Below are 26,324 nucleotides of genomic sequence, written 5' to 3'. Positions count from 1 at the left end.
AGCGTGTGATGACGGACCGCAAGCGCCGCAAGGGCCTCATAGCCAGTGCCGCGCTGATCGGGGGCGTTCTCACGGTCGCCGCGTGTGGCGGCAGCGCCACCGCGCACGGTGGCGGTGCGGACACCGGACGCTCGGACGGCACCCGGCACGAGAGCACCCAGCAGGTCGACGAGGCGGCCGCCCAGGACGCCTCGCAGGCGAAGATCACCATTACGCCGAGGGACGGTTCGACGGACGCCGGCCTCAGCGCCGTGGCGGTGACCGCCAGCGGCGGCAAGCTCACCGACGTCACCATGACCACGGTCGTCGCGCACCAGAACGAGAAGACCCAGCGGAAGACCGTCGAGGGCACCCTCTCCGCCGACGGCTCCTCCTGGAAGCCCAAGCAGGCGCTGTCCCGCGCGACGACCTACCAGGTCACCGCCCACGCGGTGGACGCCCAGGGCCGCACGGCGGTGGAGAACTCCACCTTCACCACGGTCTCCCCGACCAACAGCTTCCTCGGGAACTTCACCCCCGAAGACGGCTCGACGGTCGGCGTCGGCATGCCGGTGTCGATCAACTTCGACAAGCCGGTCAAGAACCGCCAGGCCGTCCAGTCGGCGATCACGGTCGCGTCCAGCAGCAACCAGCAGGTCGTCGGCCACTGGTTCGGCAACAAGCGGCTGGACTTCCGGCCCAAGGACTACTGGAAGCCGAACTCCCAGGTCACGATGAAGCTCGCGCTCGACGGCGTCGAGGCGTCGCCGGGCGTGAAGGGCATCCAGAACAAGACCGTCCGCTTCACCGTCGGCCACTCCCAGGTCAGCACCGTCGACGCCAAGACGCACCTGATGACGGTGGTCCGCGACGGCAAGGTCGTCAAGACCATCCCGATCTCCTCGGGCAGCGACGACCACCCGACCTACAACGGCCAGATGGTCATCTCCGAGAAGTTCAAGCAGACCCGGATGGACGGCTCCACCGTCGGCTTCACCAACAACGACGGCAAGGGCGAGTACGACATCCCCGACGTCCCGCACGCCATGCGGCTGTCGAGCTCCGGCACCTTCATCCACGGCAACTACTGGGGCAAGGGCATCTTCGGCAAGGCCAACACCAGCCACGGCTGCATCGGCCTGGAGGACGTCAAGGGCGGCAACGACCCGTCCACCAACGCCGCGTGGTTCTTCGCCCACTCGCAGCTCGGCGACGTCGTCAAGGTGATCAACTCCCCGGACAAGACCATCAAGCCGGACAACGGGCTCAACGGATGGAACATGTCCTGGTCCCAGTGGCTCGCGGGCAGCGCCGTCTGACCCGACACGGCGGGCGGTGACACCCGCCCCGCGCACCCGCCCGACGCGCGCACCACCGAGACGACCGGCGCCCGGCACCCCGCAGACCACGCGGGGCGCCGGGCGCCGGTCGCTGCATACGGGGCCCGCGGCACGGGCCCGGAGTCCGGGGCGGGCGGCGCCGGTGGCCGTCCGTACAGTGGCCGGGTGAGCGAGCACGCGAGGAACGACGGTGGGAAGCGCGATCGGCGGGGCCGCGGACGCGACGGCGGAACGGGCGCGGGAGCCCGGCCCGGCGGCGACCCCGCCCGCCAGGCCGCCGACCTGCTCGGCACCATCCTCGGCAGCGTCCGCTACGCCGCGGACGGCCCGGCCGCCGAGGACGCCGTCGAGGCGGGTGCCTCGATGCTGGCTGCCGCGGCGCCCGGCTGGGAGGCGATGAGCGCGGCCGTGGTCACCGCCGCCGTGGACGCCGTCCGGCGGTGCTGGGCGGGCGGCTGGCAACCCGCCGACCTGGAGCGGATCGTCCGGCGGGACGCTCCGGACGCCGCGGCGGCGGCCCTGGTCGTCGACGCCGTCGCCGCCGAGGAGGCCCGCCGCCCGAGCTCGTCCGGCCCGGCCCGGGACCCCCGCTGGCGCGCCCAGCTCGACCGCCTCGACGCCCACGTCTGGTGGGGCGCCGACCCCGCCTATCTGGACGCCCTGACGGCCCGCCGTCGCGCCACCCGCTTCGAGACCGCCTGCGACGTCCTGACCGCGCTGCGCCTGCTCGCCCGGCTGCCCCGGATCACTCCGCTGCCGGCCCCGTCCGGTCCGTCCGGCGGGAGCGGGGCCGGCGGCGCGCCCGCCTCCCGGGTGCTCGGCCGGATCCGCGGCCTGCTCGCCAAGGCCGAGGCGACCACCTTCGCCGAGGAGGCCGAGGCACTGTCCGCCAAGGCCCAGGAACTGATGGCCCGTCACAGCATCGACGAGGCCCTCCTCGCCCACACCCACGGCCCCGGGGGGAACCAGCCCGCCGACGGCCCCTCGGCGATCCGCATCGGCATCGAGGGCCCCTACGAACAGGGCAAGGCGCTGCTCCTCGACGCCGTCGCGGCCGCCAACCGCTGCCAGGCCGTCTGGGCCGCCGAACTCGGCTTCTCCACCGCCGTCGGCTTCCCGCCCGATCTGGAGGCGACCGAACTCCTCTACACCTCGCTGCTCCTCCAGGCCACCGCCGCGATGCACCGCGCGGCCGACGAGCACCACGCCCGCGGCCGCTCCCGCCGCACCCGCGACTTCCGCCAGACCTTCCTCGTGGCGTACGCGGACCGCATCCGCACCCGCCTCTCCGCGGCCACCGCCGCCGCCACGGCCGCGGCCTCCGCCGAACCCGCCGCCTCGGACCGGCTCCTCCCGGTCCTCGCCGCCCGCGAACTCGCCGTCGAGGAGACCACCGGCACGCTCTTCCCCGACACCGCCCCGGTCCGCCTGCGCGGCATCCGCGACGCCGCCGGCTGGGACCAGGGCACCGCCGCCGCCGACCGCGCCCACCTCGCCCGCCCCCGACACTCGGACGGCAACTGACCTGCCGGTCCCGCGATTTGGCCCCGCCGAAGCCCGGCCCTGATCCCCTCAAAGACGACCACCCGCGCTGGAACTCTGGAACTGAAGTTCCATCTGGGGCGTGTGGGTAGGCATGTGGATCTCTCCAAGACGCGTTGCGGGGGTTGTGGCCGGTGTGGCGGTGGCCTGTGGCGGGCTCTCGGCCTGCGGGGCGGCCGCGGGCGACACGGGCGGTCGGAACGGAGGCGCCACGGCTTCCGCCTCCCCCACGAAGAAGGGGCCGGGAGGTCTCGGCGGCAGGCTGTTCGACGGGATCTGGACCTTCTTCGAATTCAACCTCACGGTGGACGGGAAAGAGGTGCATTTGCCCGACGCCACCCGCCCCTGGGTGGAGTTCCGTGACGACGGGACAATTGCGGGGGACTACGGCTGCACGCCGTTCCGTATGAAAGCCGACCTGACGGCGACCACGCTGACCTTGGGAGAAGACCTTCCGCCGCTGCCCCCTCCTTCGGCGACGCCCGCTCCGACCGACGAGACGACCGTGTGCCCGAAACCGCCGAGTCGGGAGAAGGACGATGCGGGCCGGGAGCTGACGGACTCCGAGGCGCAGGTCAGGAAGTTCTTCCACCGGGGCCCGCTGAGGCTCACCGAGAAGAAACTGCAGCAGGAAGTCGGAGGGCCGCCGCCCCGCACGTTGCCGCAACTGCGCAACGAACACGGTGACGTGGCCACCCTCACCGTCGTCAGGTCCCCGAGCATCTTCGACACCGCGTTCCGACTGCGCCAGTGGATGGTCGGCGACAGCTCCGACACGGTGAAGTCCACCAAGGACACTTCCTTCACGTTCCATCGCGACGGCACCGTCACCGGAAAGCTCGGCTGCAACGACTTCACGGCAGAAGCCGTCTTCAACGGCTCCGACGTCTTCTTCCGAGCCGCCCGACTCACCACCCACCGCACCTGCGCGGCGCAGAACATGCAGGACGAGCGGTCCATCCTGCGGATTTTGCAGCGTTCACTGGTCTACCGCTACTCCGGCGACAGCGGCGGGATCTACATGATGGAGCAGGTTGACGACTACCGGGCGACCGGTCTCGGCTTCACGCGCGCCACAGACCAATAGCCACCGCTGCTCCCCTTGCTCAGCCCTCGGCATTCAACGCCGAGCATTCAACGCTCAGCACTCGGCGGTCAGTTCGGCCTCGATGAGGTCGGCCGCCCGCCGGGTGCCGCCCTCGGTGGCCATCTCCCGCTGGATGGCCGCGAGGCGGCGTCCCACCTCCGGGTCGGCGACGAGCGCGAGCACCGCCGCACGGAGCGTGCCGGCGTCCGCCTGGTCCATCGGCACGTGGCGGGCCATACCGAGCCCCTGGAGCACGTCCGCATTGCCGAACTGGTCGACGGCCTGCGGGACGGCCACCATGGGCGTGGCGGTGGCCAGGCCCTCCTGGCTGGCTCCTGCGCCGGCGTGCGTGATGAAGGCATCGGCCTGCTTCAGGATCGCCAACTGCGGCACCCATTGGTGCACTTCGACGTTCCCGGGGGTCTCCCCGAGCTCGTCGGCGGTGACGTGCCTGCCCACCTGGAGTACGACGTGCCAGCCCGGCAGGCCGCCGAACGCCTTGACGCGCTCGCGGTAGAAACCGGGCTGTTTGGTGATGGACGAGCCGAGCGAGACGAGCAGCACCCGCTCGGCGCCCGCGGGCCGTTCCCATCCACCCTGCGCCGTGCGGTCGCCGCTCTGGCAGGCGCCGACGAAGGAGTGGACGCGTTCGTCGACCCGGTCGGCGTGCGGCTGCAGCGCCTTGGGGATGAGCACGATCGACCGTCCGGGGCGGCCGACGAACCGGTCGGGGTGCTGCGTGATCCCGTTCTCCGCAAGCCAGTCGGTGAACTTCTCGTAGTACGCCCTGCCGCGCTCGGTCGCCTTGGCTTCGGCCCACATCGGCTCGGCGACCTCCTCCTCGTACCCCTCCCACGCGACGAGGTTCGGCGAGAGGGAGATCGCGGGCACGCCCCAGCGGTGCGCGAGGACGCGCGCCGGATACGAGGTGATGTCATGCAGCACCAGGTCCGGTTCGTCCCCCTGGTATGCCTCGATGAGCTGCGGCAACGCCTGCATCGCGTCGTCCAGGAACGGCTCGACGTTGTCGAGCAGGGTGGTCCCCCATGCCGACGGGTCGCTGTCGGGTGACGGCAGCGTCGTGCGGTACGGGACCGGCTCGGCTCCGGTCTCGGCGATCACCTCCGCTAAGCGGGGAGGAATCGCGTACGTCACGCGGTGCCCCCGCGCGACGAGCTCCCGGATCACTTCGAGGCTCGGGTTCACATGCCCGTAGGCGGCAATGGAGAACATGGCGATATGGGCACGCCCACCGTGCGTTCGGTTCGCCATGTCCATCACACTAAACAAGACGAACCGTCTCGTCCGACTACTTTCCGGATCCGGCGGCGGCAGCAGACGCTCAGCGGTCCAGGAAACGCGGCTCCGGCCAGGCGGTGATCGGGTCACTGGAGGACGAGCAGACCTCCAGGAGCGAGACCGATCGCCGCGCAGCCGCAGCCGCAGCCGGCCCTGCCCCCCATCCGGGCAGGACGCCGGCCCAACTCTCGGAGTCCACCCGCGTGCCCACAGCGCGCCACCCAGGTACCGCGCGCCCCGATGCCGGCCGCCCGTCCCCCCCCTTGCGCCACTTCGCCGCCGCCACGCGCGCCAGCATGGCCACCTCACGCGCCGTCGCCGTCGACACCTCCAGGCGCACCACACCGGAACCGTCTGCGGCAGAGACCGCCCGGAGCTTCGCTCCCGCCATCTCCGCACCAGCCGCCGTCAACGCGTCGCCCAGCTCTGCCCCCGCCCGCGCCGCCTCACGCCAGCCGGTCACATAGTCCACCCCACGGACCCAAAGAGCCTCTTCTACGTCGAACTTCCCGTTATCGCCGCACATCTGAACAATCCCTTCCCGCGGTCGGCTCAACTGCTGTTTTCGCACCCGCAGTGCCGTCATACTCGCCATCGCACATCGCCTGCCCCCGGCTACCGCCGTCTTCAGATCGGTTGAGCTTCCATGCTGGCGACAGCAGAAGCCCCCAACTTTCACACTTGGGTGAAAGCCGGGGGCTGAGCGGTGAAAGATCTACAGACCCACCCAGGCTGCGAGGTGATCGAGGGTGTCCGGGGTCCGGCGACGCTGTTGGACAAGGCCCCTGATGGCCTCGCGCGCCCCAGGGTGATACCGGGTCTGCTGCGGCGCCAACTGCCGTGCAGTAAGGAGCGACTTCAACGCCGTCTCCGAACGCCCGGCCTCCATCTGCGCCCGTGCGATGTCCACGTAGAAGTGAGAAGCACGGGACACGGCCCAGTCAGCAGGAATGCGCATGTCGGCAGCGTGCCGCAGAGCTTCCCCGTAATCCCGAAGCTCGACGTTCGCGGACACGGCATGGGCCGTGACATTCGTCGGCCCGAACGAGAGCCAGTGGACGTCCACCGCCTCACCGACCTGCTCCGCGTACGACCGTGCCCTGTCGAGGTGGGCGTGCACCAGGTCCGCATCCTCCGCACGCGCAGCGATGACGCTTGCGCCCAAGTGCAGTTGACCGGCAACGGCAGAGCGCTCACGCGAGTCAGGTGTCTGTTCCGTCAGGCCGTGACCGGAGCCGATCAGCCGTTGCCCGATGGTGTACTCGCCTTCGCGGAAGTAGACCAAGGCCCTCATGTACTGGCGCACGGCGCCCAAGAGCGGATCAGACGCGCGGTGTGCCGCCCAGGCCATACGGTCGAGTGCCACCGTCGAGAGGTCGAAGTAGCCCAGCTTCACAGAGACGTCATGGGCGGTGCGGTAGGTGCTGGCCAAGGCCGCCCACAGCTCCGACGACGGAGCACGGTGCGCCGCCGTGGTGATCTCCGCGATCACACCCGGAAGGCCGCGCGCCGCGTCATGCAGCTTCGTCGCACGCACTTGATGGCACAGAGTCTCGGCATCAGCGACCAGTTGAGCAGTCGCCCGAGGGCTGATGGACGGATCGGCCCCAAGGTCGTAGAGGTCGAGCGCTTCCCGGATCGGCCTGATCAACTCGGCCAGCCGATCTTGTTGCAGCTCGGAGACGTAAGGCTGACCGGTCAGCGCTGTGACGTCGACGCACAGCACCTTCGCGATCGCAGCCACCAGGTCAGGGCTCGCCGGCTTGTGCCCCTGTCTCCACCTGAATCAGCAGGCTGTACGAGAACGGGATCTTCGCTGTGAGCCCGCGTTGCGTGAAGCCGGCGCGCTTGCGCTGAGACGCGATGCGGGTTCCCGTGTGTTCGTCGCCGGAGAAGGGCATGCAGGGCTCCAATCCGTGGCGTGCTGTCTAGAACGCTACCCCTCCCACAACGAGCGAGACGAACAATCAGGCGGCTGCCCCGACGCAAACCGCGCTTGCACTGCCGGGCCCACAGGCTGTGGACTGCCACCGTGGCCACGCAACGAGTTCTCTACCTGCTGGGCAGCGCTGCCCCGCCCGTGCTCCATGTCGCCGACGTCGTGGAGCGGGCGAAGCGACAAGGCTGGGACGTATGCCTCGGGCTGACGCCCACAGCTGCACGGTGGCTCGCCGATGAGCTGCCCGCCCTGGAGAAGCTCACGGGCCACCCCGTCCGCAGTCAGTACAAGCTCCCCACCGAGCCGGACGTGTGGCCTCCGGCAGACGTTGCCGTGGTGGCGCCGGCCACGTTCAACACGATCAATCAGTGGGCCCTCGGGATCACTGAAAAATTCATTGTGGGGTTCGTCGCCGAGGCCATCGGCAAGAAGATCCCCTTGGTGACAATGCCGTGCGTCAATGCCGCCTTCGTCGAGCACACCCAGTTCGGGCGCAGCGTCGACACTCTCCGCGCCATGGGCGTGCAAGTGCTCTACGGCTCTGGAGGGTTCGTACCGAACAAGCCTGGCGAGGGGCGGCCCGGCGCCTATCCGTGGCACCTCGCACTCGGCGCCGCCGAGCAGGCGCTCAAGAGCTGAGCGGGTCGCCACGGCCGCTCGGTGATCAGGGGCGCACCCTCCGAGCATTTGGCGAACCGACCTCAGCATGCCAGGAGCCAGCCCGATGCGCGGCCAGCGTGAGGCCCCCTGGGGTGCGTGTTGGCGTACCCATGGTGGCTATCAGCAACTTTGGTATCTCACTGAGGTAAAAGGGTTGTTCGGCGACGATCTATCACGCTACAGCAAAAGGTGCCCATCTAAACTCCCGCAGCTGTCACGCTGCCCGCACAGCATCAACGCGTGATCGGCAGGGATCTCATGGCCACACCCGCCTGGGGACAGCCGCCGCAGTCGGCATCGCAAGCGTCCGGCATGTCTCCTCGGAAGAAGGGCTGCCTCGGCTGTGGCGGAGCAGCCGTCGGCGCCTTCGTCCTCCTCGTGATCATCGGACTCATCGTCGGCCCGCAGAAGCAGACCCCCAGCGCAGCGAAGGCTGCGCCGACCATCTCCAGCGCCGCAAGCAGTGCACCGCCGGCCAGCCCGACCACGACGAAGCGATCCACGGCTGCACCGTCACACAAGCCCAGTCCTACGCCGCATCAAAACAGTGGCGACGTCAATCGACTGGAGCACGGTGCGCAGCAGGGGCTCGGGAACTGCATCATCATGTACAAGGACGCTCAGATGGGGCGGGGAACGTCCACGTTCAGCGCGCTCGTACTGGACGACTCGGGCAAGGCCTACGCGCCAGCAGACAGCGACCCCTACAGCGTGGTCTACGAGATGACGGTAACCGGCACGGACGGTACGCATTACGCCGTCAACGAGTTCCTCGGCAGCGGCTCCAGGACCGCTGCGGACAACGGCGGCTCCGACTGGTTCACGGTTAACCAGGGGCAGGTTCAGGTCAGCGCGAACGCCACGGAGGGGATGGTGGACTCGACGGTGCCCGTCTCGCTCGCCCGGGTGAAGAGCGCGCGGGGGGACATTGTGGTGACGAAGCAAAACGACGACAACTACCTCAAGCAGGACGATTGCGCGGTACGCCCTGCACAGGGGTAGGCGACGGCTCAAGACCGATGGGAGCGACCCGGTCGCGCAGACTCGTGCACTGTTATCTCCTCAACCTGGAGAGACGTGCACTGTTATCTCCTCAACCTGGAGAGACCTGGAGCCGGTATGCCTCCGCAGATCACCCACAGTCGCCATCGGACGGCCGACGCCCACCTACTCGCCGCGCTGGACCACACCATCGGCCTGCCCCTCGCCCAGCTGGACGTCGGCGAGAAGACCAGCCGAGAAAAGACTACGAACACCGCTTGACATGGATCAAGCCGTTGCGCAGGCGCTCTCAGCTATCGGTCGGCGCGATTCCCGTCGGGCACGACCCGCCCCAGCTCTCCCCCGACGGGCCGCTTAGCTTGACCCCCGTCCCACCGATGCCGCAGTAGCCGGCCGGATTTTTGTCGAGGTACTGCTGGTGGTAAGCCTCGGCCGGGTGGAAGGGGCGGGTGGTGTCGGCGGGGAGGATCTCGGTGGTGATGTCGCCGTAGCCGGAGGAGTGGAGGACGGTGCGGTAGGCGTCGCGGGAGGCTTCGGCGGCCTGCTGCTGGGCGGGGGAGTGGGTGTAGATCGCCGAGCGGTACTGGGTGCCGACGTCGTTGCCCTGGCGGAAGCCCTGGGTGGGGTCGTGGGACTCCCAGAACAGCTTCAAGAGGGACGTGTACGGGACGACCGCGGGGTCGAAGACGACGCGGACGGCCTCGGTGTGGCCGGTGTGGCCGCTGCAGACCTCTTCGTAGGTGGGGTTCGGGGTGTGGCCGCCCTGGTAGCCGACGAGGGTGGTCCAGACGCCGTCGGTCTGCCAGAACTTCCGCTCGGCGCCCCAGAAGCAGCCCAGCCCGAAGTCGGCGACTTCCAGGCCCTCCGGGTACGGGCCGAGCAGCGGGTTGCCGAGGACGGTGTGCCGGTCGGGGACGGCGAAGGCCCGCTCGGGGCGCCCCTTCAGCGCTTCCTCGGCGGTGGGGAGGTGGGTCTTGAAGCGGGAGAACAGCATCAGGATCGTGCTCCAGGGAGAGGGCGGGCGGGACGGGGCGGCGGGAGGTGCGGGGCGGGGCGGCGTCGGTATTCGTTTCTGTTCCGGGCCCGGGGTCCGGTCCTGGGGTCAGGTTCGGGTTCGCTTCCGGTCCCGGTCCCGGTTTCTGTGGAACGTTCGGGGAGTGGTGGGCATTCCGGGCTCGTTCGCGCTGGCCCTTCGCGCTGGCCCTGCGCGTTAGTCCTGTGCGCGGAAGTTCGCCGAGGTGCCGCCGAGCTGTTCCCAGCCCGCGATGGCCAAGGCGCGGTACGCGGCGTACTCGGCGGCCGGGCTGCGCCCGTAGGACCAGGGGACGGCACCCACGTGGCCGTCGACGAGGCGGAGCTGCTCCATCGCCTCGGCGTAGCGTTCCGCGCGGACCAGGAACCAGACCAGCAGGTGGCGGACGTGCGGTGCCATGGGGTGGTCGGCGGGGGCCTCCCGGAGGGCGAAGTGGGCGCCCTCTATGGCGCGTTCGACGACCGCGCTCTGGAAGAGGCTGCGGACCATGTTGGCCTCGGGGAGGTGCTCGTAGACCGCGAACAGCGGGAGGGCCGGCAGCAGGCTCTTCGCCGGGGCCCCGGCGGCGGCGCGCGCGGCGAACTCCTCGGCCTGCTCACGGGAGCCGTGCCACTTCTCCGACCAGTACGAGAGCGCCGCCAGATGCGCGCCCATGTGGTGCGGCGCCCGCTGGCGGACCTTGTTCCACAGCTCTTCGTAGTCGGCGGGCCGCTCGCCCAGGCCGCGGGCGACGGCCAGCTCCGTGATGTACGGGATCGGGCTGCCGGGGGCCAGCAGCGCCGCCTCCCGGCAGACCGTGCGGGCCTCCTCCAGGATCATCCGGAAGTCCTGCGAGCCGGGGTCGCGCAGGGCCTGGACGACCAGGAACTGGGCGTGCGTCTGGGCGCCACCGGGGTCCTTGGGGTCCTCCGCGCGCCAGGTGCGCAGCCAGATGCCGCCGGTCCGCACGCCGCCGGGGGCCGCGGTCGCCGGCGGCGTGTCCGCAAGCTCGAACGCGGCCGCGCCGGCCAGCGTCTGCACCCGCTGCCAGCGCAGCTCCCAGTCGTCACCGGTGGACCGCAGCAGTTCGGCGGCCGGGCGCCAGTCGCGCGTCCGACGCATCTCGGCGAGCGCCTCGGCCAGCTGCTCGTCGGGGCCGGGCAGCCGCACGTCGAGCTGCTCCAGGGGCACGAAGCCGTAGCCGGCCATCGGGTCGGCGGCCACCGCGAGGCCCCGTTCGGCGTGCTGTACGGCCTTCCGGCGCCGCATCCAGGGCAGGAAGACCAGACCGCCGAGCGCGATCGCGGCGAAGAGAAGCAGCAGAACGTCCATGTCGTGTGTCCTGGTCGGAGGGGCAGGGCGGCGGGCGGGAGGGGTCCGGTGGGCGGTGGCGCGGCGGTGGCCCGTGGTGCGGGCCGAGGCCCCGGTGCCGGTCGCGGCGCGGTCTCCCGTTCTCTCTTATGTATCCACTATCGAGCGAACGGATAAGTTCCGGAAAGTTCGGCCGCGCGGCCGACTACCCTCGGCAGGCATGAGCGAACAGCGCGACAAGCGCCACCAGCACTTCGAAACCCTTGCCATCCACGCAGGTCAGGAGCCTGACCAGGCCACCGGCGCGGTGGTACCGCCCATCTACCAGGTGTCCACTTACAAGCAGGACGGCGTGGGCGGGCTCCGCGGCGGCTACGAGTACAGCCGCAGCGCCAACCCGACCCGCACCGCCCTGGAGGAGAACCTCGCCGCCCTCGACGGCGGTCGCCGCGGCCTGGCCTTCGCCTCCGGCCTCGCCGCCGAGGACTGCCTGCTGCGCACCCTGCTCGCGCCGGGTGACCACGTCGTGATCCCCAACGACGCCTACGGCGGCACGTTCCGCCTGTTCGCGAAGGTCGTCGAGCGGTGGGGCGTGGAGTGGTCGGTGGCCGACACCTCCGACCCGCAGGCCGTGCGGGACGCGCTGCGGCCCCGTACGAAGGTGATCTGGGTGGAGACGCCCAGCAACCCGCTGCTCGGCATCAGCGACATCGCGGCGCTCGCCGGCGTGGCCCGGGACGCCGGGGCCCGCCTGGTGGTCGACAACACCTTCGCCAGCCCCTACCTCCAGCAGCCGCTCTCCCTCGGGGCCGACGTGGTGGTCTACTCCACCACCAAGTACATGGGCGGTCACTCGGACGTGGTCGGCGGCGCGCTGGTCGTGAACGACGACACCCTGGGCGAGGAGCTGGCGTACCACCAGAACGCGATGGGCGCGATCGCCGGCCCCTTCGACGCCTGGCTGGTGATGCGCGGCATCAAGACGCTGGCCGTCCGGATGGACCGGCACAGCGCCAACGCGGCACGCGTCGCCGAGCTGCTGACCTCCCACAAGAAGGTCACCCGGGTCTACTACCCGGGGCTGTCCGAGCACCCCGGCCACGAGGTCGCCGCCAAGCAGATGCGGTCCTTCGGCGGCATGGTGTCGTTCCAGGTGGCGGGCGGCGAGGAGGCGGCGGTGGAGGTCTGCAACCGCGCCAAGCTGTTCACCCTCGGGGAGTCGCTGGGCGGCGTGGAGTCGCTGATCGAGCACCCGGGTCGGATGACGCACGCCTCGACGGCCGGTTCGGCGCTGGAGGTCCCCGCGGACCTGGTGCGCCTCTCGGTGGGCATCGAGTCCGCCGACGACCTGCTGGCCGACCTCACGCAGGCGCTGGGCTGATCCGTCCTTCCGCCGACCGGTCCGCCTTCGTGCCGGGGCGGTCCGGTCCGCTCGCCACCGCTTCAACACCCCTCTACGGGCGGGTGGTACGAGCCGGTGGCGGGTGGCGGGCGCCAGGGCTGCACGACTCCCGCCGGGACGTGGGGAGTTGGCGGACCCCGCACGCGGACGCACCGTCAGATGCCCGTCGGTTGGTGTCCGCCGGATGACCGCCGGGTCCCCGTCGGATCCGGCCGGACCCGTCAGGACGGTGCGGGCCCGCCGGGTGCCAGTGCGGGCCCGCCCGGTGCCAGTGCGGGCCCGCCCGGTGCCAGTGCGGTGATCTCGGCGAGCGAGGTGTTGAAGCGCGTCAGGAGCGCGGTGAACGCGTCGCGCTCCTCGTCGGTCCACTTCTCCGTCACCATCGCCATCAGCGCCCGCCGCGAGGCCCGTACCTCGTCCAGCCGGGCGTGGCCGCGCTCGGACAGTTCGAGGACCACGGCGCGGCCGTCCTCGGGGTGGGTGGCGCGGTCGACCAGGCCGGCGTCGACCAGGGGCGCGACCTGCCGGGTGACGGTGGAGGAGTCGATCCCCATCCCGCAGGCCAGGGCCTTGACGCCCATCGGGCCTTCCTGGTCCAGGCGGTTGAGGAGCAGATAGGCGGCGCGGTCCATGGAGTTGCGCGCCTGCCCGACGCCGCCGAGCCGGCTCTGTTCGGCGCGGCGTGCGAAGACGGCCACCTGGTGCTGCAGCGCGTCGAGAAGAGCAGTGTCGGAGTGGGTCGACATGTCCGAAGGGGTGGGCATGGTCGGGGCTCGCTTCATGGAAGTGGGCATGGATGGGAAGACAGGGTACGCGGCCCCGGCGCGGGCCGTACCGGCGCAGGCGCGTACGGCCCGCGCCGGGGCCGGCGAAGTGGCCCTCCGGGCCCGCGGGTGTCCGCCATCCGGCCGGAAACGTCCCGCGGGTGGCCGAACTGCGAGACTGGCCGCATGGCCGACCACACGCCGCGTACGCCGCACCAGCCCGCCGGCTCCGGGGCCGCCGCACCGGCGGCGCTCGCCGGGATCACGGTCGACGACGTGCGCGCGGCACAGAAGCTGCTCTCCGGGGTGTCCCGGGCCACCGCCATGGAGGGCAGTCGCTATCTGTCGGAGCTGGTGGGCGCCCCCGTCCATCTGAAGTGCGAGAACCTCCAGCGCACCGGCTCGTTCAAGATCCGCGGCGCGTATGTGCGGATCGCCGGCCTCTCGGCGGAGGAACGATCCGCCGGAGTGGTGGCGGCGAGCGCCGGCAACCACGCGCAGGGCGTGGCCCTCGCGGCGTCCCTGCTCGGGGTGGCCTCGACGGTCTTCATGCCGGTCGGCGCCCCGCTGCCGAAGGTCGCCGCGACCCGCGAGTACGGCGCCGAGGTCCGGCTGCACGGGCAGGTCGTGGACGAGACGCTGGCCGCCGCCGAGGAGTACGCGCGGCGGACCGGTGCGGTCTTCATCCACCCCTTCGACCACCGCGACATCATCGCGGGCCAGGGCACGGTCGGGCTGGAGATCCTCGAACAGTGCCCCGAGGTGCGCACCGTCGTCGTGGGGATGGGCGGTGGCGGGCTGGCGGCCGGCATCTCCCTCGCGGTCAAGGCGCTGCGGCCGGATGTGCGGGTGGTCGGGGTGCAGGCGGCGGCCGCTGCCTGCTATCCGCCGTCGCTGGCGGTGGGGCGCCCGGTGGCGATCGAGCCGCTGGCCACGATGGCGGACGGGATCAAGGTGGGGCGGCCCGGCGACGTGCCGTTCGGCGTCGTGCGCGAGCTGGTGGACGAGGTCGTCACGGTCACCGAGAACGCGTTGTCCAGCGCCCTGTTGCTCTGCCTGGAGCGGGCGAAGTTGGTGGTGGAGCCGGCGGGCGCGAGCCCGGTCGCGGCGCTGCTGTCCTCGCCCGGTTCCTTCGAGGGGCCGGTCGTCGCGGTGCTCTCCGGCGGCAACGTGGATCCGCTCCTGATGCAGCGGATCCTCCGCCACGGCATGGTCGCGGCCGGCCGCTACCTCTCCTTCCGGGTCCGCCTCACCGACCGCCCGGGGGCGCTGGCCAACCTCCTCGGCGTCCTCACGGTGGCGGACGCCAACGTCCTCGACGTCGGACACGTCCGCATCGACCCCCGGCTCGGGCTCACCGAGGTCGAGGTCGAGCTCCACCTGGAGACCAAGGGGCCCGAGCACTGCGCCGAGGTGACCACGGCGCTGCGCGAGGCGGGGTACGACGTGCTCGCGGTCTGAGCCACGGGCGCCCGGCCGTTCCCGCCGGGTCCGGGCGGCGCAGGCGCATCATCGCCATTCGTAACGCGATGTATCGCGTTCGGGAGTAGAGTGTCGGCGCGGACGCGGGGGTGCCGCGCCACGGCCATGGCGCCCCGCCGCGGACGAGCGCCCCGAGGCGCGCGCCCGGATCATGCGCCCCCCGGATGCACCCGGCTCCACCGATCGTCCGGGATCTCTCGAAAGCCGGGCTGCGAACGCCGCAAAAACGTACTATTCGGCTTATCCGTCGTATCCGACCTGGAACCCACCGACTCCATGCCATGGGGGTAGCCACATGCCAGGCGCCATTTATGCCGAAGGTCTGGTGAAGACCTTCGGCGAGGTGAGGGCACTGGACGGCGTCGATCTCGACGTTCCCGAAGGAACCGTCCTCGGAATGCTCGGCCCGAACGGTGCCGGCAAAACCACCGCCGTGCGGGTCCTGACGACCCTGCTCCGACCCGACCGGGGCACGGCGCGGGTCGCCGGCATCGATGTCCTCGCGCACCCCGACGCGGTGCGCCGCTCCATCGGCCTGTCCGGTCAATTCGCCGCCGTCGACGAGTACTTGACCGGCCGGGAGAACCTCGTGATGGTCGGCCGGCTCTACCAGATGGGCGGGCGCGAGGCCAAGCGCCGGGCCGAGGAACTGCTGGAGCGGTTCAACCTCGGCGACGCCGCCGACCGCACCGCCAAGACCTACTCAGGCGGGATGCGCCGCCGGCTCGACCTCGCCGCCGCCCTGGTCGTCAGCCCGCCCGTGATGTTCATGGACGAGCCGACCACCGGCCTGGACCCGCGCAACCGCCAGGCGCTCTGGGACGTCATCCAGGAACTGGTCGCCGGCGGTACCACCCTGCTGCTCACCACCCAGTACCTGGAGGAGGCCGACCGGCTCGCGCACGACATCTGCGTCGTGGACCACGGCAAGGTCATCGCCCGCGGCACCTCCGACCAGCTCAAGGCCCGCACCGGTGGCGAGCGGATCGAGGTCGTGGTGCACGCGGCCGACCAGCTCACCGTGGCGGAAGGGGTGTTGCGCGCGGTCGCCAAGGGCGAGGGCGCGGTCGATCCGCACACCCGGAAGCTCACGTTCCCGGTGGCCGGCGGCGCCAGGCTGCTCGCCGAGGTCATCCGCGAACTGGACACCCGCGGGGTGGAGATCGACGACATCGGGCTGCGCCGCCCGACCCTCGACGACGTCTTCATCGCGCTGACCGGGCACGTCGCCGAGGCGGCGGAGAACGGCGACGGCAAGGGGAACGGGCAGGGGAACGGCAAGAGAGGCGCGAGCGGCGACCGGGCCGGCGCGGCCACGACGAAGGAGGGTGTGCGATGAGTGCGGTCGGTCACGCGGCCGACGAGGCCCCCACCCGGACCCCGCGGTCGCGCGGCGGCCTCACGCGGTCCGTGCGCGACTCCCTGGTGGTCGCCCAGCGCAATCTGATCCGGATGCTGCGCATCCCCGAGGTCGTGATCTTCGGACTGATCCAACCGATCATGTTCGTGGTGCTGTTCACCTACGTCTTCGGCGGATCCATCGCCCTCCCCGGCGCCCAGGCCGGCGACACCCAGGCGTACCGGGAGTTCCTGATGGCCGGGATCTTCGCGCAGACCGTCACGTTCGCCACCGCCGGTGCCGGCGCGGGCATCGCGGACGACATGCACAAGGGGCTGATCGACCGGTTCCGCTCGCTGCCGATGTCCCGCGGCGCGGTCCTCACCGGCCGGACCCTCGCCGACCTGGTGCAGACCGCGCTGACCCTGGTGGTGCTGGCGGTGGTCGCGCTGCTGATCGGCTGGCGCAGCCACGAGAACCCGGCGAGCGTGCTGGCCGGCTTCGCGCTGCTGCTCCTGCTCGGCTACGCCTTCTCCTGGATCGGCGCGCTCATCGGCCTCACGGTCCGCACGCCCGAGGCCGCCACCTCCGGCGGGCTGATCTGGCTCTTCCCGCTGACGTTCATCTCCAACGCCTTCGTACCGGTCAACGGCATGCCGGCGGTCCTCCAGCACATCGCGGAGTGGAACCCGTTCAGCGCCACGGTCGCCGGCGCCCGGCAGCTGTTCGGCAACACCATCGACAGCGTGCCCCGGTCGGTGACCGGTGCCTGGCCGATGGAGCACCCGGTGCTGGCCTCGGTGCTCTGGTCGGTCCTGATCATCGCGGTCTTCCGCACGCTGGCGGTCCGCAAGTACCGCTCGGCGACCGCCTGAAGTCCCCGGCGGCCCGCCCGCACACGCGGAAGCGGCCCGGAGCCTGTGCTCCGGGCCGCTTCCGCTGCGCTTGATCTCCGTGCGCCCCGAGGCTCAGCCGGTGTAGGGCTTGGCGTCGAGGATCTTCACGGACGCCTTCTTGCCGTTGGGCAGCTCGTACTCGGCGTCGGCACCGATCTTCTTGCCGTTCACGCCGGTTCCCAGGGGCGACTGCGGGGAGTAGGTCTCGATGTCCTCGCTCGCGTACTCCCGCGAGGCCAGCAGGAACTCCAGGGTGTCGTCCGGGTCCCCGTCGAACGCGATGGTGACGACCATGCCGGGAGCGACCACGCCGTTCGCCGCGGGGGCCTCGCCGACCTTCGCGCTCTCCAGCAGCTGCTTGAGCTGACGGACGCGGAGCTCCTGCTTGCCCTGCTCTTCCTTGGCCGCGTGGTACCCGGCGTTCTCCTTCAGGTCACCTTCCTCGCGGGCCGCCTGGATCTTCTCGGTGATCTCGGCGCGTGCGGGACCAGACAGGTACTCCAGCTCTTTCTTGAGCTGGTCATACGCCTCCTGGGTCAGCCAGGTGACGTTCTCACTGGTCTGGGTCACAGGTGCTCCTCGTCGGTACTGGGGATAAATCAAACGCCCTACCAGGAAGGTTTGCGCCTTCACAGGTGGGCGAAACCACGAGCCTAACAATTCCGGCACAAAAGGGGGAAGAGGAAATTCACAGTGGTTGCACGAGAGTGCATCGCCGCTGATCAGAGGCGATCGGACGGGACACGGGGGTCGGCCGTTCGAGTCACCGGGATCTTGCGGACGGTGAGCGCCGGGGGCGCGCCGCCGTGATCAGCCGGTGCCGGCCGCGGAGCCCGTGCAGCCGACCAGGATGGCGTTGGTCGCCCGCTTCGTCGTCCGCACCGTGACCTCGGTGTCGACCTGTCCGGTGCGCTGGTCGATGGTCACGTCCTTGCGGCCGACCTCGGAACCGTCGGTGGCCTGGGAACGCAGCGTGCACACCCCGGTGTCGTCCGCGCCCTTGACCACTTCGAGGTGGACCTTGACCTCGTGGTCGGAGACCGCCTGCCAGGTGATGATCCGGCCGCTGAGGTCCTGCCCGGAGATGTACGAGACGCCCAGCCAGCCGACCACGCCGAGCAGCACCACGCCGAGCACCGCCCCGATGATCTTGAGCTTGCGGTCCGCGCGCTGGTCGGCGGAACGGCCGTAGCGTCCGTCCGGGAGCCCTTCGCGCACCGCGGTCATGATCCATCCTCCTGGTAGGGGACCGGGAACCATCAGACCCCTGAGGGGTCCCCGCCCCAGGGAATACAGCGCCCCCTCGCTTCGGTCACTATAGGAGGCATCTTCTCCGGCCTTTCACTGAGGATCGAGTCTTGACTGAGCAGCTGCGATTGATGGCGGTCCACGCACACCCCGACGACGAGTCGAGCAAGGGTGCGGCCACCATGGCCAAGTACGTGTCCGAGGGGGTGGACGTGCTGGTCGTCACCTGCACAGGCGGCGAGCGAGGCTCCATCCTCAACCCCAAACTCCAGGGGGACCCGTACATCGAGGAGCACATCCACGAGGTACGCCGGAAGGAAATGGACGAGGCCCGGGAGATCCTGGGCGTCAAGCAGGAGTGGCTGGGCTTCGTCGACTCCGGGCTCCCCGAGGGCGACCCGCTGCCGCCGCTGCCCGAGGGCTGCTTCGCCCTCCAGGACGTCGAGGCCGCGGCCGAGCCCCTGGTGAAGCTGATCCGGAAGTTCAAGCCGCAGGTCATCACGACCTACGACGAGAACGGCGGCTACCCGCACCCGGACCACATCATGACCCACAAGATCACGATGGTGGCCTTCGAGGCGGCCGGCGACCCGGCGAAGTACCCGGAGGCCGGCGAGCCCTGGCAGCCGCAGAAGCTCTACTACAACCAGGGCTTCAACAAGCCGCGGACCATCGCGCTGCACGAGGCGCTGCTGGAGCGCGGCATGGAGTCGCCCTACGGCGAGTGGCTGGAGCGGTGGAAGCAGTTCGAGCGGCGTGAGCGCACGCTGACCACCTACATCCCCTGCGCCGACTTCTTCGAGATCCGCGACAAGGCACTGATCGCCCACGCCACCCAGATCGACCCCGACGGCGGGTGGTTCCGGGTGCCGATGGACATCCAGCGCGAGGTCTGGCCGACGGAGGAATACGAGCTCGCGAAGTCGCTCGTGGACACTTCGCTCCCCGAGGACGACCTCTTCGCGGGCATCCGCAACAATTGAGCCCATGATGAGCGCGACCAGCACCCTCGCCCTGACGCACTTCGTCACCCTTGCCGACAGCTTCGACAAGGACAAGGTGACCCCCGGCGTCCTCGGCTTCATCGTCTTCGCGGTCATCGGCGGTGCCGTATGGCTGCTGATGAAGTCCATGAACAAGCACATGCGCAAGGTGGACTTCGAGGAGACCCCCGAGGACGGCCAGGCGGCCACCACCGCCCCGGCCGCCGCGGCACCGAAGCCGAAGACCAGCTGACGGCCCGGCGCCGGGCCGCGGACGCGGCGCACGGCGCACGGGCACGAGGACCGGGTGGCGGTCAGTGAACCGGCCGTCTGGCAGCGGCCGGCCGACCGGCCCGGCGGCTCGCTGACCCAAGCGGTCGGCGAGCCGTGCCGCGGGCCGGACGCCGCGGTCGCGGGCCGGCGTGGGCCGGCACCGTCACTCCGTCGTCGCGGACACCGCCATGACCTCCCTGGCGTGGCGGTCCGGCACCATGCCCAGCCGCCAGCCCTGCCACCCCGACTCCGGCTCCACCCCACGCTCCAGCAGCAGCGCGAAGGTCCCCGCCGAGTCCGCCAGCTTGGCGTCCCGGCCGTCGTGCCGCTCCCGCACGAGCTGCGCCAGCTCCTCCTGCGCCACCGCCGAGCCGACCACCGAACCACCCGGTGAGGCGAACGGCAGCAGCGTGCACCGCAGGAACCGCGCCCAGTCCTCACCGCGCCGGTCGCCGTAGCCCGCGAAGAGCTGCGCGGCCTCGTCGGCCAGCGCCAGCGCCTGGGCCGTCCGGCCGTTGCCCGCGTCGATGATCACCAACTCCAGCACGGACCACGCCTCGCCGTGCGCCACCCCGATCCGCTGGAAGTCCTTCCGGGCGTCCTGGAGCAGCTGGCGGGCGAAGCCGCTGTTGCGCAGCGAACCCGTCTGCTCGGCCCGCAGATCCCGGGTCACCCGGCCCGCGTGGTGCCGGGCGCAGGCCAGGCCGTAGCCGTCCTGCATCCGACTGAACATGTTCCGCGCGCGCTCCAGCTGCCGCAGTGCCTCGTCGCGCTCACCACGCTCCTCCAGCGCCTGGCCCAGGTAGTACATCGTCCACGCCTCACCGCGGGCGTCCTCGTGCTGGCGGTGCAGCGGCTGCGCCTGGCGCAGCTGGTCCACGGCCGGGCCGGTGTCGCCGGCCACCAGACGGGCCCGCGCCAGCTGGGTCATCGCCCAGGCCGTGCCGCGGTCGTCGTGCGTCCGGCCGTACAGCTCCAGTGCGGCGCCCAGCGCGGCCTCGGCGCTCGGCACATCGCCCCGGCGCAGATGCACCTGGCCGAGCTGGAAGTGCGCCCACGCCTGGCCGTGCAGGCTCTCGCTCTCCTCATGGAGGGCCAGCGACTCCCGCAGCATCTCCAACGCCTCGGGGAGCCGGGCGCGGTCCCGCTCCACCGCCGCCAGGGCGTGCAGCGTCCAGGCGCGGTCGCCGCGCATCTCGGGGCCGGTCTGGAGGTCCAGCGCCTCCCGCAGCTTGGCCGCGGCCTCGGTGAGACTGCCCTGCTGCTGGAGCGTGATGCCCAGATCGCGCAGCGCGCGGGCGGCGCCCACCGGGTGCTGCGCCTCGAAGTAGAGATCGACCACCGATGACAGCGTCGTCCGGGCCCGGTCCAGCTCGCCCAGCTGACGGGCCGCGACGCCGGTGCGCCACTGCACCGAGCGCACCAGCAGACCCTGGCCGGCGGCCCGGGTCAGTTCGCTCAGCTCGCCCAGGCGGTAGAGGTCGCCGCGCAGCAGGCAGTAGTCGCACAGCGCGCCCAGCAGGTGCGAGACGGTGTCCTGGTCGACGTCCTGATCGGCGTGGCGCAGGGCGGCGGTGATGAAGCTGGTCTCGTCGTCCAGCCACTGCAGGGCCGCGTCCAGGGACGCGAAGCCGTGCGGGCCGAAGCGGTCGGCGCGGGTGGACGTGTTGCCGTCGACCAGCCGGATCACCGCGTCGGCCAGTTCCGCATAGCCGCGGATCAGCCGCTCCTGGGCCGCGGCGCGCTCGGCCGGCTCCTCCTCGACGGCCAACCGGGCGTGCGCGAAGCGGTGCACCAGGGGGTGCAGGCGGTAGCGCGCGCTGCGGACGTGCTCGATCAGCCCGGCCTCGGCCAGCGCCGTCAGCTGGCGCTTCGCCTCCGCGTCCGGGACGCCCAGCAGCGCCGCCGCGGCGGCCACCCCCAGGCTCGCCCGGCCCACCAGGGCCAACCGGCGCAGCAACTGCCGGGCCTGCGGCGGCTGGTCGGCGTAGCGCAGCGACAACGCCCGCTCCACCGGCGCCGCTTCGTCGACCGCGGCCAGCTCCCGGGCCAGCACCGCGGGGGAGCGGCTGCCCAGCGACGAGCCGGCCACCCGCAGCGCCAGCGGCAGTCCGGCGCACAGCTCGGAGATCCGGTCGATCGACTGTGCGTCGTACGGTGCCGTGCCGTCCGCCGGGGCCTCCCCGGCGGGCGCCGCCGACCGCAGGAGTTCCTCGGTGCCCGCCGCGTCCAGTGCCGCCACCGGGAGGTGGTGCACCCGCGCCTGAAGGTCCGCGGGAAGTTCCAGCGGCGTGCGGGAGGTGACCAGGACCAGGCTGTCGGAGCGGTCCGGCACCAGGGCCCGGACCTGCTCGGCGTCCGAGGCATCGTCCAGCAGCAGCGTCACCGGGAGGCCGGTCAGATGCTGGTGGTAGACCTCGGTGAGTCGTTTGACGTGCTGCTCCTGGGCGGGCCGCTCGCGGAACAGCAGCTGTTCGCGCGGCGCGCCCAGGCGGTTGAGCAGGTGCAGCAGGGCGTCCCGGGTCGGCAGTGGTACCTCGCCCGGGGTGTCGCCGCGCAGATCCACCAGACACGCGCCGCGGAACTGATCGCGCAGCTGGTGCGCCGCCCGCACCGCCAGCGCCGTCCGCCCCGAGCCCGGCTCGCCGTGCAGCACCACCACGATCGGCCGGGTCTCGGTGCTCGCCCGGCCGGCCTGCACCCACTGGGCGAGCTGCGCCAGCTCCGTCCGGCGCCCGGCGAACGGGCCGTCCGGCTGGGGGAGTTGGGCGAAAGACCGCTCCAGGACCGAGCGCCTGCGGGCCGCCGCGCTGCGGTCCGCGCCGCGCAGCTGCGGCCCCCGGGTGCCCTTCCCCGCCGGCCGGGCGGCGGACGAACCGCCGCCCCGGGATGCCGCGGCCAGCATCCGCTGCTGGTCGAGGAACGGCCGGATGCCCCGCACCTCCAGTGCCGTCAACCACTGGAGCCGCAACTGCTCGGGCCCGCCGGGCTGGCCCCGCATCCCGGCGTGGCGGTGCGCCGCCGGGAGATGGCCGGCGGTCAGCTTCACGACCGTGGCCGCCGCGCCCGCCACCAGCGCCGCGGCGCCCGCCCCGAGCGCCGGGCCGCCGCCCGTGCCCGCCGCCAGGTCCGCACCGAACGCGGCCACCGCGGCCACCGCGGACGCCACCACCGGGGTGCCCAACTCCTTGCGCGACAGCCGCTCCCCGAGCGGCCGTCGGCCGGCCGCAGCCTCGTCCAGTGCGCGGACGTACGCCCCGTACTCCTCCTCCGCCGAGGCGGCCAGCTCGTCCAGCGCCGCCCGGGCCCTGCCGAGCAGCGCCGCGCCGTCGATCCGGCCGCCCGAGCGGCGCGCCTCCTCCTCGACGGTCCGCGTCAGCAGCCCGTCCGCTTCCTTCCGGTGGCCGTCCCGCAGCCCAGCCAGTTCGCCCGGCATGCCCGTCCCCTCCAGCAGTCGCCAGTAGTCCTGGCGGTCCAGCAGTCGTCGGCGGATCACCGGAACCCGCCGCCGCGGCCCGCCCCCGGCGTGGTCATCGCCGTACGGACAGTGTTCCGCTCCCAGGCAGTTCCCGGCAGGGCTGTGGATAACTCCCGCCCCGCCCGGCACCCGCGGCCCCAGAGGGGGAGGACGGCCTCATGCCGAACCACCTGGCTCATGAGACTTCCCCGTATCCGCTCCGGCACGCCGGCCCCGGCGGTCGGACGGGGCGGTCGGACGGGGCGGTTCGGCGTGCTGTCCCGAGTCCCGGCTCCCGCGCCGACGGGACGCGACGTCAGGTGCCGGCGAGGTCCATGAGGTAGTGGCCGTAGCCGGAGGCGGAGTTGGCGACGAACTCCTTGCCGAGCGAGGCGAGCTGGTCCTCGTCGATGAAGCCCATGCGGAAGGCGACCTCCTCGATGCACGCCAGCCGGATGCCCTGGCGTTTGGCCAGGACCTGCACGAACAGTGCGGCGTCCATGAGACTTTCGTGCGTACCGGTGTCGAACCAGGCGGAGCCGCGGCCGAGGTCGATCAGTCGGGTTTGCGCGAGCGTGGCGCCGAAGTCACCGTCGGGGCCTGCGATGAGGCCGACTCCGGTGCGCTGGCCGCGCTGCTCGCCGGGCTGTCCGGTCCGCCGCTGACCGCGGTGGTGCACGCGGCGGGGGTGCTGGATCCGGGACTGCTGGACACCCTCACCGCCGAGCAGACGGCCAGGGTGCTGCGGCCCAAGGTGGACGCGACGCGGAACCTGCACGAGCTGACCCGCGACCTCGACCTGTCTGCGTTCGTCCTGTTCTCGTCGTTCGCCAGCACGGTGGGCGCGGCCGGACAGGGCAACTATGCCGCCGCCAACGCCTACTTGGACGCACCGGCCGAGCAGCGCCGGGCGGACGGGCTGGTGGCCACGTCCGTCGCATGGGGCCCATGGGCCGAGGCGGGGATGGCCGAGGACGGCGCGCACGAGGAGCGGCTGCGCCGTGGCGGACGGCCCGCGATGTCCCCGCAACTGGCCCTGGCCGGGCTGCGGGAGGCGCTGGGGCGGACCGAGCCGGCCGTCGTCGTCGCGGACGTCGACTGGGCCGCGTTCGGCCCGGCGTTCACCGCGCTGCGGCCGAGCCCGCTGCTCGACGGGCTGCTCCCGACCCGGCCGGTGGCCCAGTCGGCGTCGGCGGCGGACGGTGTGCCGCTGGCCGAGCGCCTGGCGAAGCTGCCCGAAGCCGAACGGGGCGCAGTGGTCGGTGAGTTGGTGCGGACCGAGGTGGCCGCCGTGCTGGGCTATGCGTCGGCCGACCGGGTCCGGCCGGAGCAGGCGTTCCTGGAGCGGGGCTTCGACTCGCTCACCGCGGTCGAACTCCGCAACCGCATCGCCGCCGCCACCGGTCTGGACCTCCCGGCGACCCTGACCTTCGACCACCCGACCCTCGGTGCGCTGACGGACTTCCTGCACGCCGAGCTGGTCGGTGCCGAAGCGGCGCCGGTGGAAGGCGCCGCATCCGGGTTCCTGGGGTCGCTGTACCGGCAGGCGGTGCAGCAGGGCACGCTCTCCGACTTCGTCACGCTGCTCGCCGACGCGGCGCGGTTCCGGCCGAGGTTCGACGCGTCCTCGGCGCCGCGGCCACCGGCCCTGGTGCGGCTGGCCGAAGGGCCGGCGAAGCCGGAGCTGATCTGCTGCAGCGGTACCGCGGCCATCGCCGGGCCGCACGAGTTCGCGAGGTTCGCCTCGGCGATGCGCGGGGTGCGGGACGTCCCGGCGCTTCCGCTGCCCGGCTACGGCAGGGACGAACCGCTCCCCGTGGACCTGGAGGACGCGCTGCGCGTGCAGGCCGAGGCCGTGCGCGCGCACACGGCGGGACGGCCGTTCGTGCCGTTCGGGCACTCCGGAGGGGCGACCATGGCGAACGCGCTCGCCTGCCACCTGGAGGAGGCCGGCACCGCGCCGGCCGCCGTGGTGCTGGCGGACATCTACTCGTCGGACGACCTGGAGCTGCTCGTGGAGTGGCAGCAGGACCTGGCGAGGTGGACGTTCGAACGGGAGTCGGCGTACGTGGCGATGGATGACTTCCGGCTCACCGCGATGGGTGCGTACGACCAATTCCTGGCAACCAGGCAGCGGTTCACAAAGGCGCCGACGCTGCTGGTCCGCGCCAGCGAGCCGATGGCCGAATGGTCCGGAGAACGTGACTGGCGGTCTTCTTGGGACTTCGCTCACACCACGGTTGATGTGCCTGGAAACCACTTCACCATGATGGCCGAGTACGCTAGCGTGACAGCGGATTCGATTAACCAGTGGCTGACGGGGGTCGTGTGATGACCCGTTCGGTTCCGATCGGCCGTACAAACTCATTCGAAGTATCCGCTGACGGACTCAGTAAACCGTTTGCGAGTATGTTTGGAACTGGTCTGCCCACGCCGTTGGGGCAGTCGGTGTGCGTGGAAACGGGGGAGCGGTGATGGCGGTCTTCGACGAGTTCACGGGCCTGTGGGTGCGGGAGTTCCATCCTGCTTCGCCAGCTGCGGCCACGCTCTCCTGCTTCCCGCACGCGGGCGGTTCGGCGAGCTTCTACTTCCCCTTCTCCCGGCAGCTGTCACCGGCGCTCGCGGTGCGCGCGGTGCAGTATCCGGGGCGACAGGACCGGCTGAGGGAGCCTTGCGCGGAAGACCTGTTGACGCTCGCCCGCCGGGTCTTCGAGGCGCTGCGCCCGATCACGGGCGCCCGACCTGCCCTGTTCGGGCACAGCATGGGGGCGGTACTGGCCTTCGAGGTGGCCAGGATGCTGGAGCAGGAGGCCGGCGTCACTCCCGCCCACCTCTTCGTGTCCGGCCGCCGCGCGCCGTCGATCCACCGGCCGGAGTCGGTCCATCGGCGCGATGACGCCGGACTCATCGCGGAGGTGCGGCGGCTGGCCGGAACCAACAGCCAGGCGCTGGACGACGAGGAAATTCTGCGGATGGCACTGCCCGCCATCCGCGGCGATTACAAGGCGATCGAGACCTATGTCTATCGGCCGGGTCCGCCGCTCTCCTGCCCGATCACCTCGTTCATCGGTGACGAGGATCCCAGGGTGAGCATCGAGGACGCCCGGGCCTGGCGTGAGCACACCACCGGGGAATTCGACATGAAGGTTTTCACCGGTGGCCATTTCTACGTGAACGAGCACCGCGAAGCGATTTGCGACCAGATTTCCGGGAAGCTTCTCGCGGCGGATTCCCGGCGGCCTGGGGCGTAATGAAAAATCTGACGGACAGCTAACTCGGCGGCATGATGCAGCTGGTCCGCGGGACTCA

General features: G+C 71.3%; 22 protein-coding genes and 1 pseudogene. 14 read left to right on the top strand and 9 right to left on the bottom strand.

Annotated elements, in window-relative coordinates:
- The first annotated feature begins 8 nt into the window (after positions 1 to 8).
- The 3 genes from SNOUR_RS15810 to SNOUR_RS15800 all read left to right on the top strand — a co-directional run bounded on the left by SNOUR_RS15810 (position 9) and on the right by SNOUR_RS15800 (position 3,948).
- Entirely contained in the window at positions 9 to 1,298 is a 1,290-nt protein-coding gene (locus tag SNOUR_RS15810) for a L,D-transpeptidase (protein WP_099055695.1), read from the top strand.
- Between the two features lie 186 nt (positions 1,299 to 1,484).
- A complete protein-coding gene (locus tag SNOUR_RS15805; protein ID WP_079142681.1) occupies positions 1,485 to 2,843 on the top strand; it encodes a DUF2786 domain-containing protein in 1,359 nt (452 codons plus the stop codon).
- A gap of 145 nt (positions 2,844 to 2,988) precedes the next feature.
- A complete protein-coding gene (locus SNOUR_RS15800) occupies positions 2,989 to 3,948 on the top strand; it encodes an META domain-containing protein (RefSeq protein WP_067347448.1) in 960 nt (319 codons plus the stop codon).
- Between the two features lie 54 nt (positions 3,949 to 4,002).
- Here SNOUR_RS15800 and mgt read toward each other — a convergent pair whose 3' ends face one another.
- Positions 4,003 to 5,226, bottom strand: coding sequence for a macrolide-inactivating glycosyltransferase (mgt, locus tag SNOUR_RS15795; protein WP_067347444.1), 1,224 nt, complete (start codon positions 5,224 to 5,226; stop codon positions 4,003 to 4,005).
- Positions 5,227 to 5,962: 736 nt separating this feature from the next.
- Positions 5,963 to 7,148, bottom strand: a pseudogene (locus SNOUR_RS15785) (helix-turn-helix domain-containing protein).
- A 131-nt stretch (positions 7,149 to 7,279) separates the two neighbouring features.
- On the opposite strand from SNOUR_RS15785, the gene SNOUR_RS15780 reads away from it, so the two are divergent.
- The 3 genes from SNOUR_RS15780 (at position 7,280) to SNOUR_RS46195 (ending at position 9,109) form a co-directional block, all read left to right on the top strand.
- On the top strand, positions 7,280 to 7,825 hold the full coding sequence (locus tag SNOUR_RS15780; RefSeq protein ID WP_067358354.1) for a flavoprotein: 546 nt from the start codon (positions 7,280 to 7,282) through the stop codon (positions 7,823 to 7,825).
- Between the two features lie 261 nt (positions 7,826 to 8,086).
- The gene (locus SNOUR_RS46200) at positions 8,087 to 8,848 is read left to right on the top strand and encodes a hypothetical protein (protein ID WP_159425866.1); all 762 of its coding nucleotides are present in this window, start codon (positions 8,087 to 8,089) and stop codon (positions 8,846 to 8,848) included.
- A 117-nt stretch (positions 8,849 to 8,965) separates the two neighbouring features.
- Positions 8,966 to 9,109 carry a hypothetical protein gene (locus SNOUR_RS46195; protein ID WP_159425865.1) on the top strand — a complete coding sequence of 48 codons (144 nt, stop codon included), beginning with the start codon at positions 8,966 to 8,968 and terminating at the stop codon, positions 9,107 to 9,109.
- 28 nt (positions 9,110 to 9,137) lie between these two features.
- Here the strand turns inward: SNOUR_RS46195 and msrA are convergent, their stop codons facing one another.
- Both msrA and SNOUR_RS15760 read right to left on the bottom strand, forming a co-directional pair.
- On the bottom strand, positions 9,138 to 9,842 hold the full coding sequence (gene msrA, locus SNOUR_RS15765) for a peptide-methionine (S)-S-oxide reductase MsrA (protein ID WP_067347431.1): 705 nt from the start codon (positions 9,840 to 9,842) through the stop codon (positions 9,138 to 9,140).
- A 216-nt stretch (positions 9,843 to 10,058) separates the two neighbouring features.
- On the bottom strand, positions 10,059 to 11,192 hold the full coding sequence (locus SNOUR_RS15760) for a hypothetical protein (RefSeq protein WP_067347428.1): 1,134 nt from the start codon (positions 11,190 to 11,192) through the stop codon (positions 10,059 to 10,061).
- Positions 11,193 to 11,391: 199 nt separating this feature from the next.
- On the opposite strand from SNOUR_RS15760, the gene SNOUR_RS15755 reads away from it, so the two are divergent.
- Positions 11,392 to 12,552, top strand: coding sequence for a cystathionine gamma-synthase (locus SNOUR_RS15755; protein WP_067347425.1), 1,161 nt, complete (start codon positions 11,392 to 11,394; stop codon positions 12,550 to 12,552).
- 242 nt (positions 12,553 to 12,794) lie between these two features.
- Here the strand turns inward: SNOUR_RS15755 and SNOUR_RS15750 are convergent, their stop codons facing one another.
- On the bottom strand, positions 12,795 to 13,337 hold the full coding sequence (locus SNOUR_RS15750; protein ID WP_067347422.1) for a MarR family winged helix-turn-helix transcriptional regulator: 543 nt from the start codon (positions 13,335 to 13,337) through the stop codon (positions 12,795 to 12,797).
- 186 nt (positions 13,338 to 13,523) lie between these two features.
- Between SNOUR_RS15750 and ilvA the strand changes: the two genes are divergently transcribed.
- From ilvA to SNOUR_RS15735, 3 genes are all read left to right on the top strand, one after another.
- Positions 13,524 to 14,798 (top strand): threonine ammonia-lyase, encoded by a 1,275-nt coding sequence (ilvA, locus tag SNOUR_RS15745; RefSeq protein ID WP_174717873.1) that lies wholly within the window; start codon positions 13,524 to 13,526, stop codon positions 14,796 to 14,798.
- A 316-nt stretch (positions 14,799 to 15,114) separates the two neighbouring features.
- Positions 15,115 to 16,158, top strand: coding sequence for an ATP-binding cassette domain-containing protein (locus SNOUR_RS15740; RefSeq protein ID WP_067347419.1), 1,044 nt, complete (start codon positions 15,115 to 15,117; stop codon positions 16,156 to 16,158).
- Positions 16,155 to 17,033: an ABC transporter permease gene (locus SNOUR_RS15735; protein WP_067347416.1), complete on the top strand. Its 879-nt coding sequence runs from the start codon at positions 16,155 to 16,157 to the stop codon at positions 17,031 to 17,033. Before SNOUR_RS15740 ends, SNOUR_RS15735 begins: the two co-directional genes overlap by 4 nt.
- Before the next feature lie 93 nt (positions 17,034 to 17,126).
- Here the strand turns inward: SNOUR_RS15735 and greA are convergent, their stop codons facing one another.
- Together greA and SNOUR_RS15725 are read right to left on the bottom strand one after the other, a co-directional pair.
- Positions 17,127 to 17,624 carry a transcription elongation factor GreA gene (greA, locus tag SNOUR_RS15730; RefSeq protein WP_039633310.1) on the bottom strand — a complete coding sequence of 166 codons (498 nt, stop codon included), beginning with the start codon at positions 17,622 to 17,624 and terminating at the stop codon, positions 17,127 to 17,129.
- A 240-nt stretch (positions 17,625 to 17,864) separates the two neighbouring features.
- Complete coding sequence (locus tag SNOUR_RS15725; RefSeq protein WP_067347414.1) at positions 17,865 to 18,281, bottom strand: DUF4307 domain-containing protein; 417 nt, start codon at positions 18,279 to 18,281, stop codon at positions 17,865 to 17,867.
- A 131-nt stretch (positions 18,282 to 18,412) separates the two neighbouring features.
- Here SNOUR_RS15725 and mca point away from each other — a divergent pair, with 131 nt between their 5' ends.
- Together mca and SNOUR_RS15715 are read left to right on the top strand one after the other, a co-directional pair.
- Positions 18,413 to 19,285, top strand: coding sequence for a mycothiol conjugate amidase Mca (gene mca, locus SNOUR_RS15720; protein ID WP_079142676.1), 873 nt, complete (start codon positions 18,413 to 18,415; stop codon positions 19,283 to 19,285).
- Between the two features lie 4 nt (positions 19,286 to 19,289).
- Positions 19,290 to 19,538, top strand: a complete 249-nt coding sequence (locus SNOUR_RS15715) for an RAMP4 family protein (protein WP_067347408.1) — start codon at positions 19,290 to 19,292, stop codon at positions 19,536 to 19,538.
- 183 nt (positions 19,539 to 19,721) lie between these two features.
- Here the strand turns inward: SNOUR_RS15715 and SNOUR_RS15710 are convergent, their stop codons facing one another.
- Entirely contained in the window at positions 19,722 to 22,994 is a 3,273-nt protein-coding gene (locus SNOUR_RS15710; protein ID WP_099055826.1) for a tetratricopeptide repeat protein, read from the bottom strand.
- A gap of 337 nt (positions 22,995 to 23,331) precedes the next feature.
- Positions 23,332 to 23,517 (bottom strand): hypothetical protein, encoded by a 186-nt coding sequence (locus tag SNOUR_RS46190; protein WP_067347406.1) that lies wholly within the window; start codon positions 23,515 to 23,517, stop codon positions 23,332 to 23,334.
- A 63-nt stretch (positions 23,518 to 23,580) separates the two neighbouring features.
- On the opposite strand from SNOUR_RS46190, the gene SNOUR_RS15700 reads away from it, so the two are divergent.
- Positions 23,581 to 25,347: a type I polyketide synthase gene (locus SNOUR_RS15700; RefSeq protein ID WP_159425864.1), complete on the top strand. Its 1,767-nt coding sequence runs from the start codon at positions 23,581 to 23,583 to the stop codon at positions 25,345 to 25,347.
- 142 nt (positions 25,348 to 25,489) lie between these two features.
- Entirely contained in the window at positions 25,490 to 26,266 is a 777-nt protein-coding gene (locus SNOUR_RS15695) for a thioesterase II family protein (RefSeq protein WP_067358348.1), read from the top strand.
- Positions 26,267 to 26,324: the final 58 nt, after the last annotated feature.

The sequence above is a fragment of the Streptomyces noursei ATCC 11455 genome, from assembly GCF_001704275.1.
Classification (GTDB): Bacteria; Actinomycetota; Actinomycetes; order Streptomycetales; family Streptomycetaceae; genus Streptomyces; species Streptomyces noursei.
The sequence above is the reverse complement of the archived record's forward strand: the minus strand, read 5'-3'. Positions and strand labels throughout refer to the sequence as shown.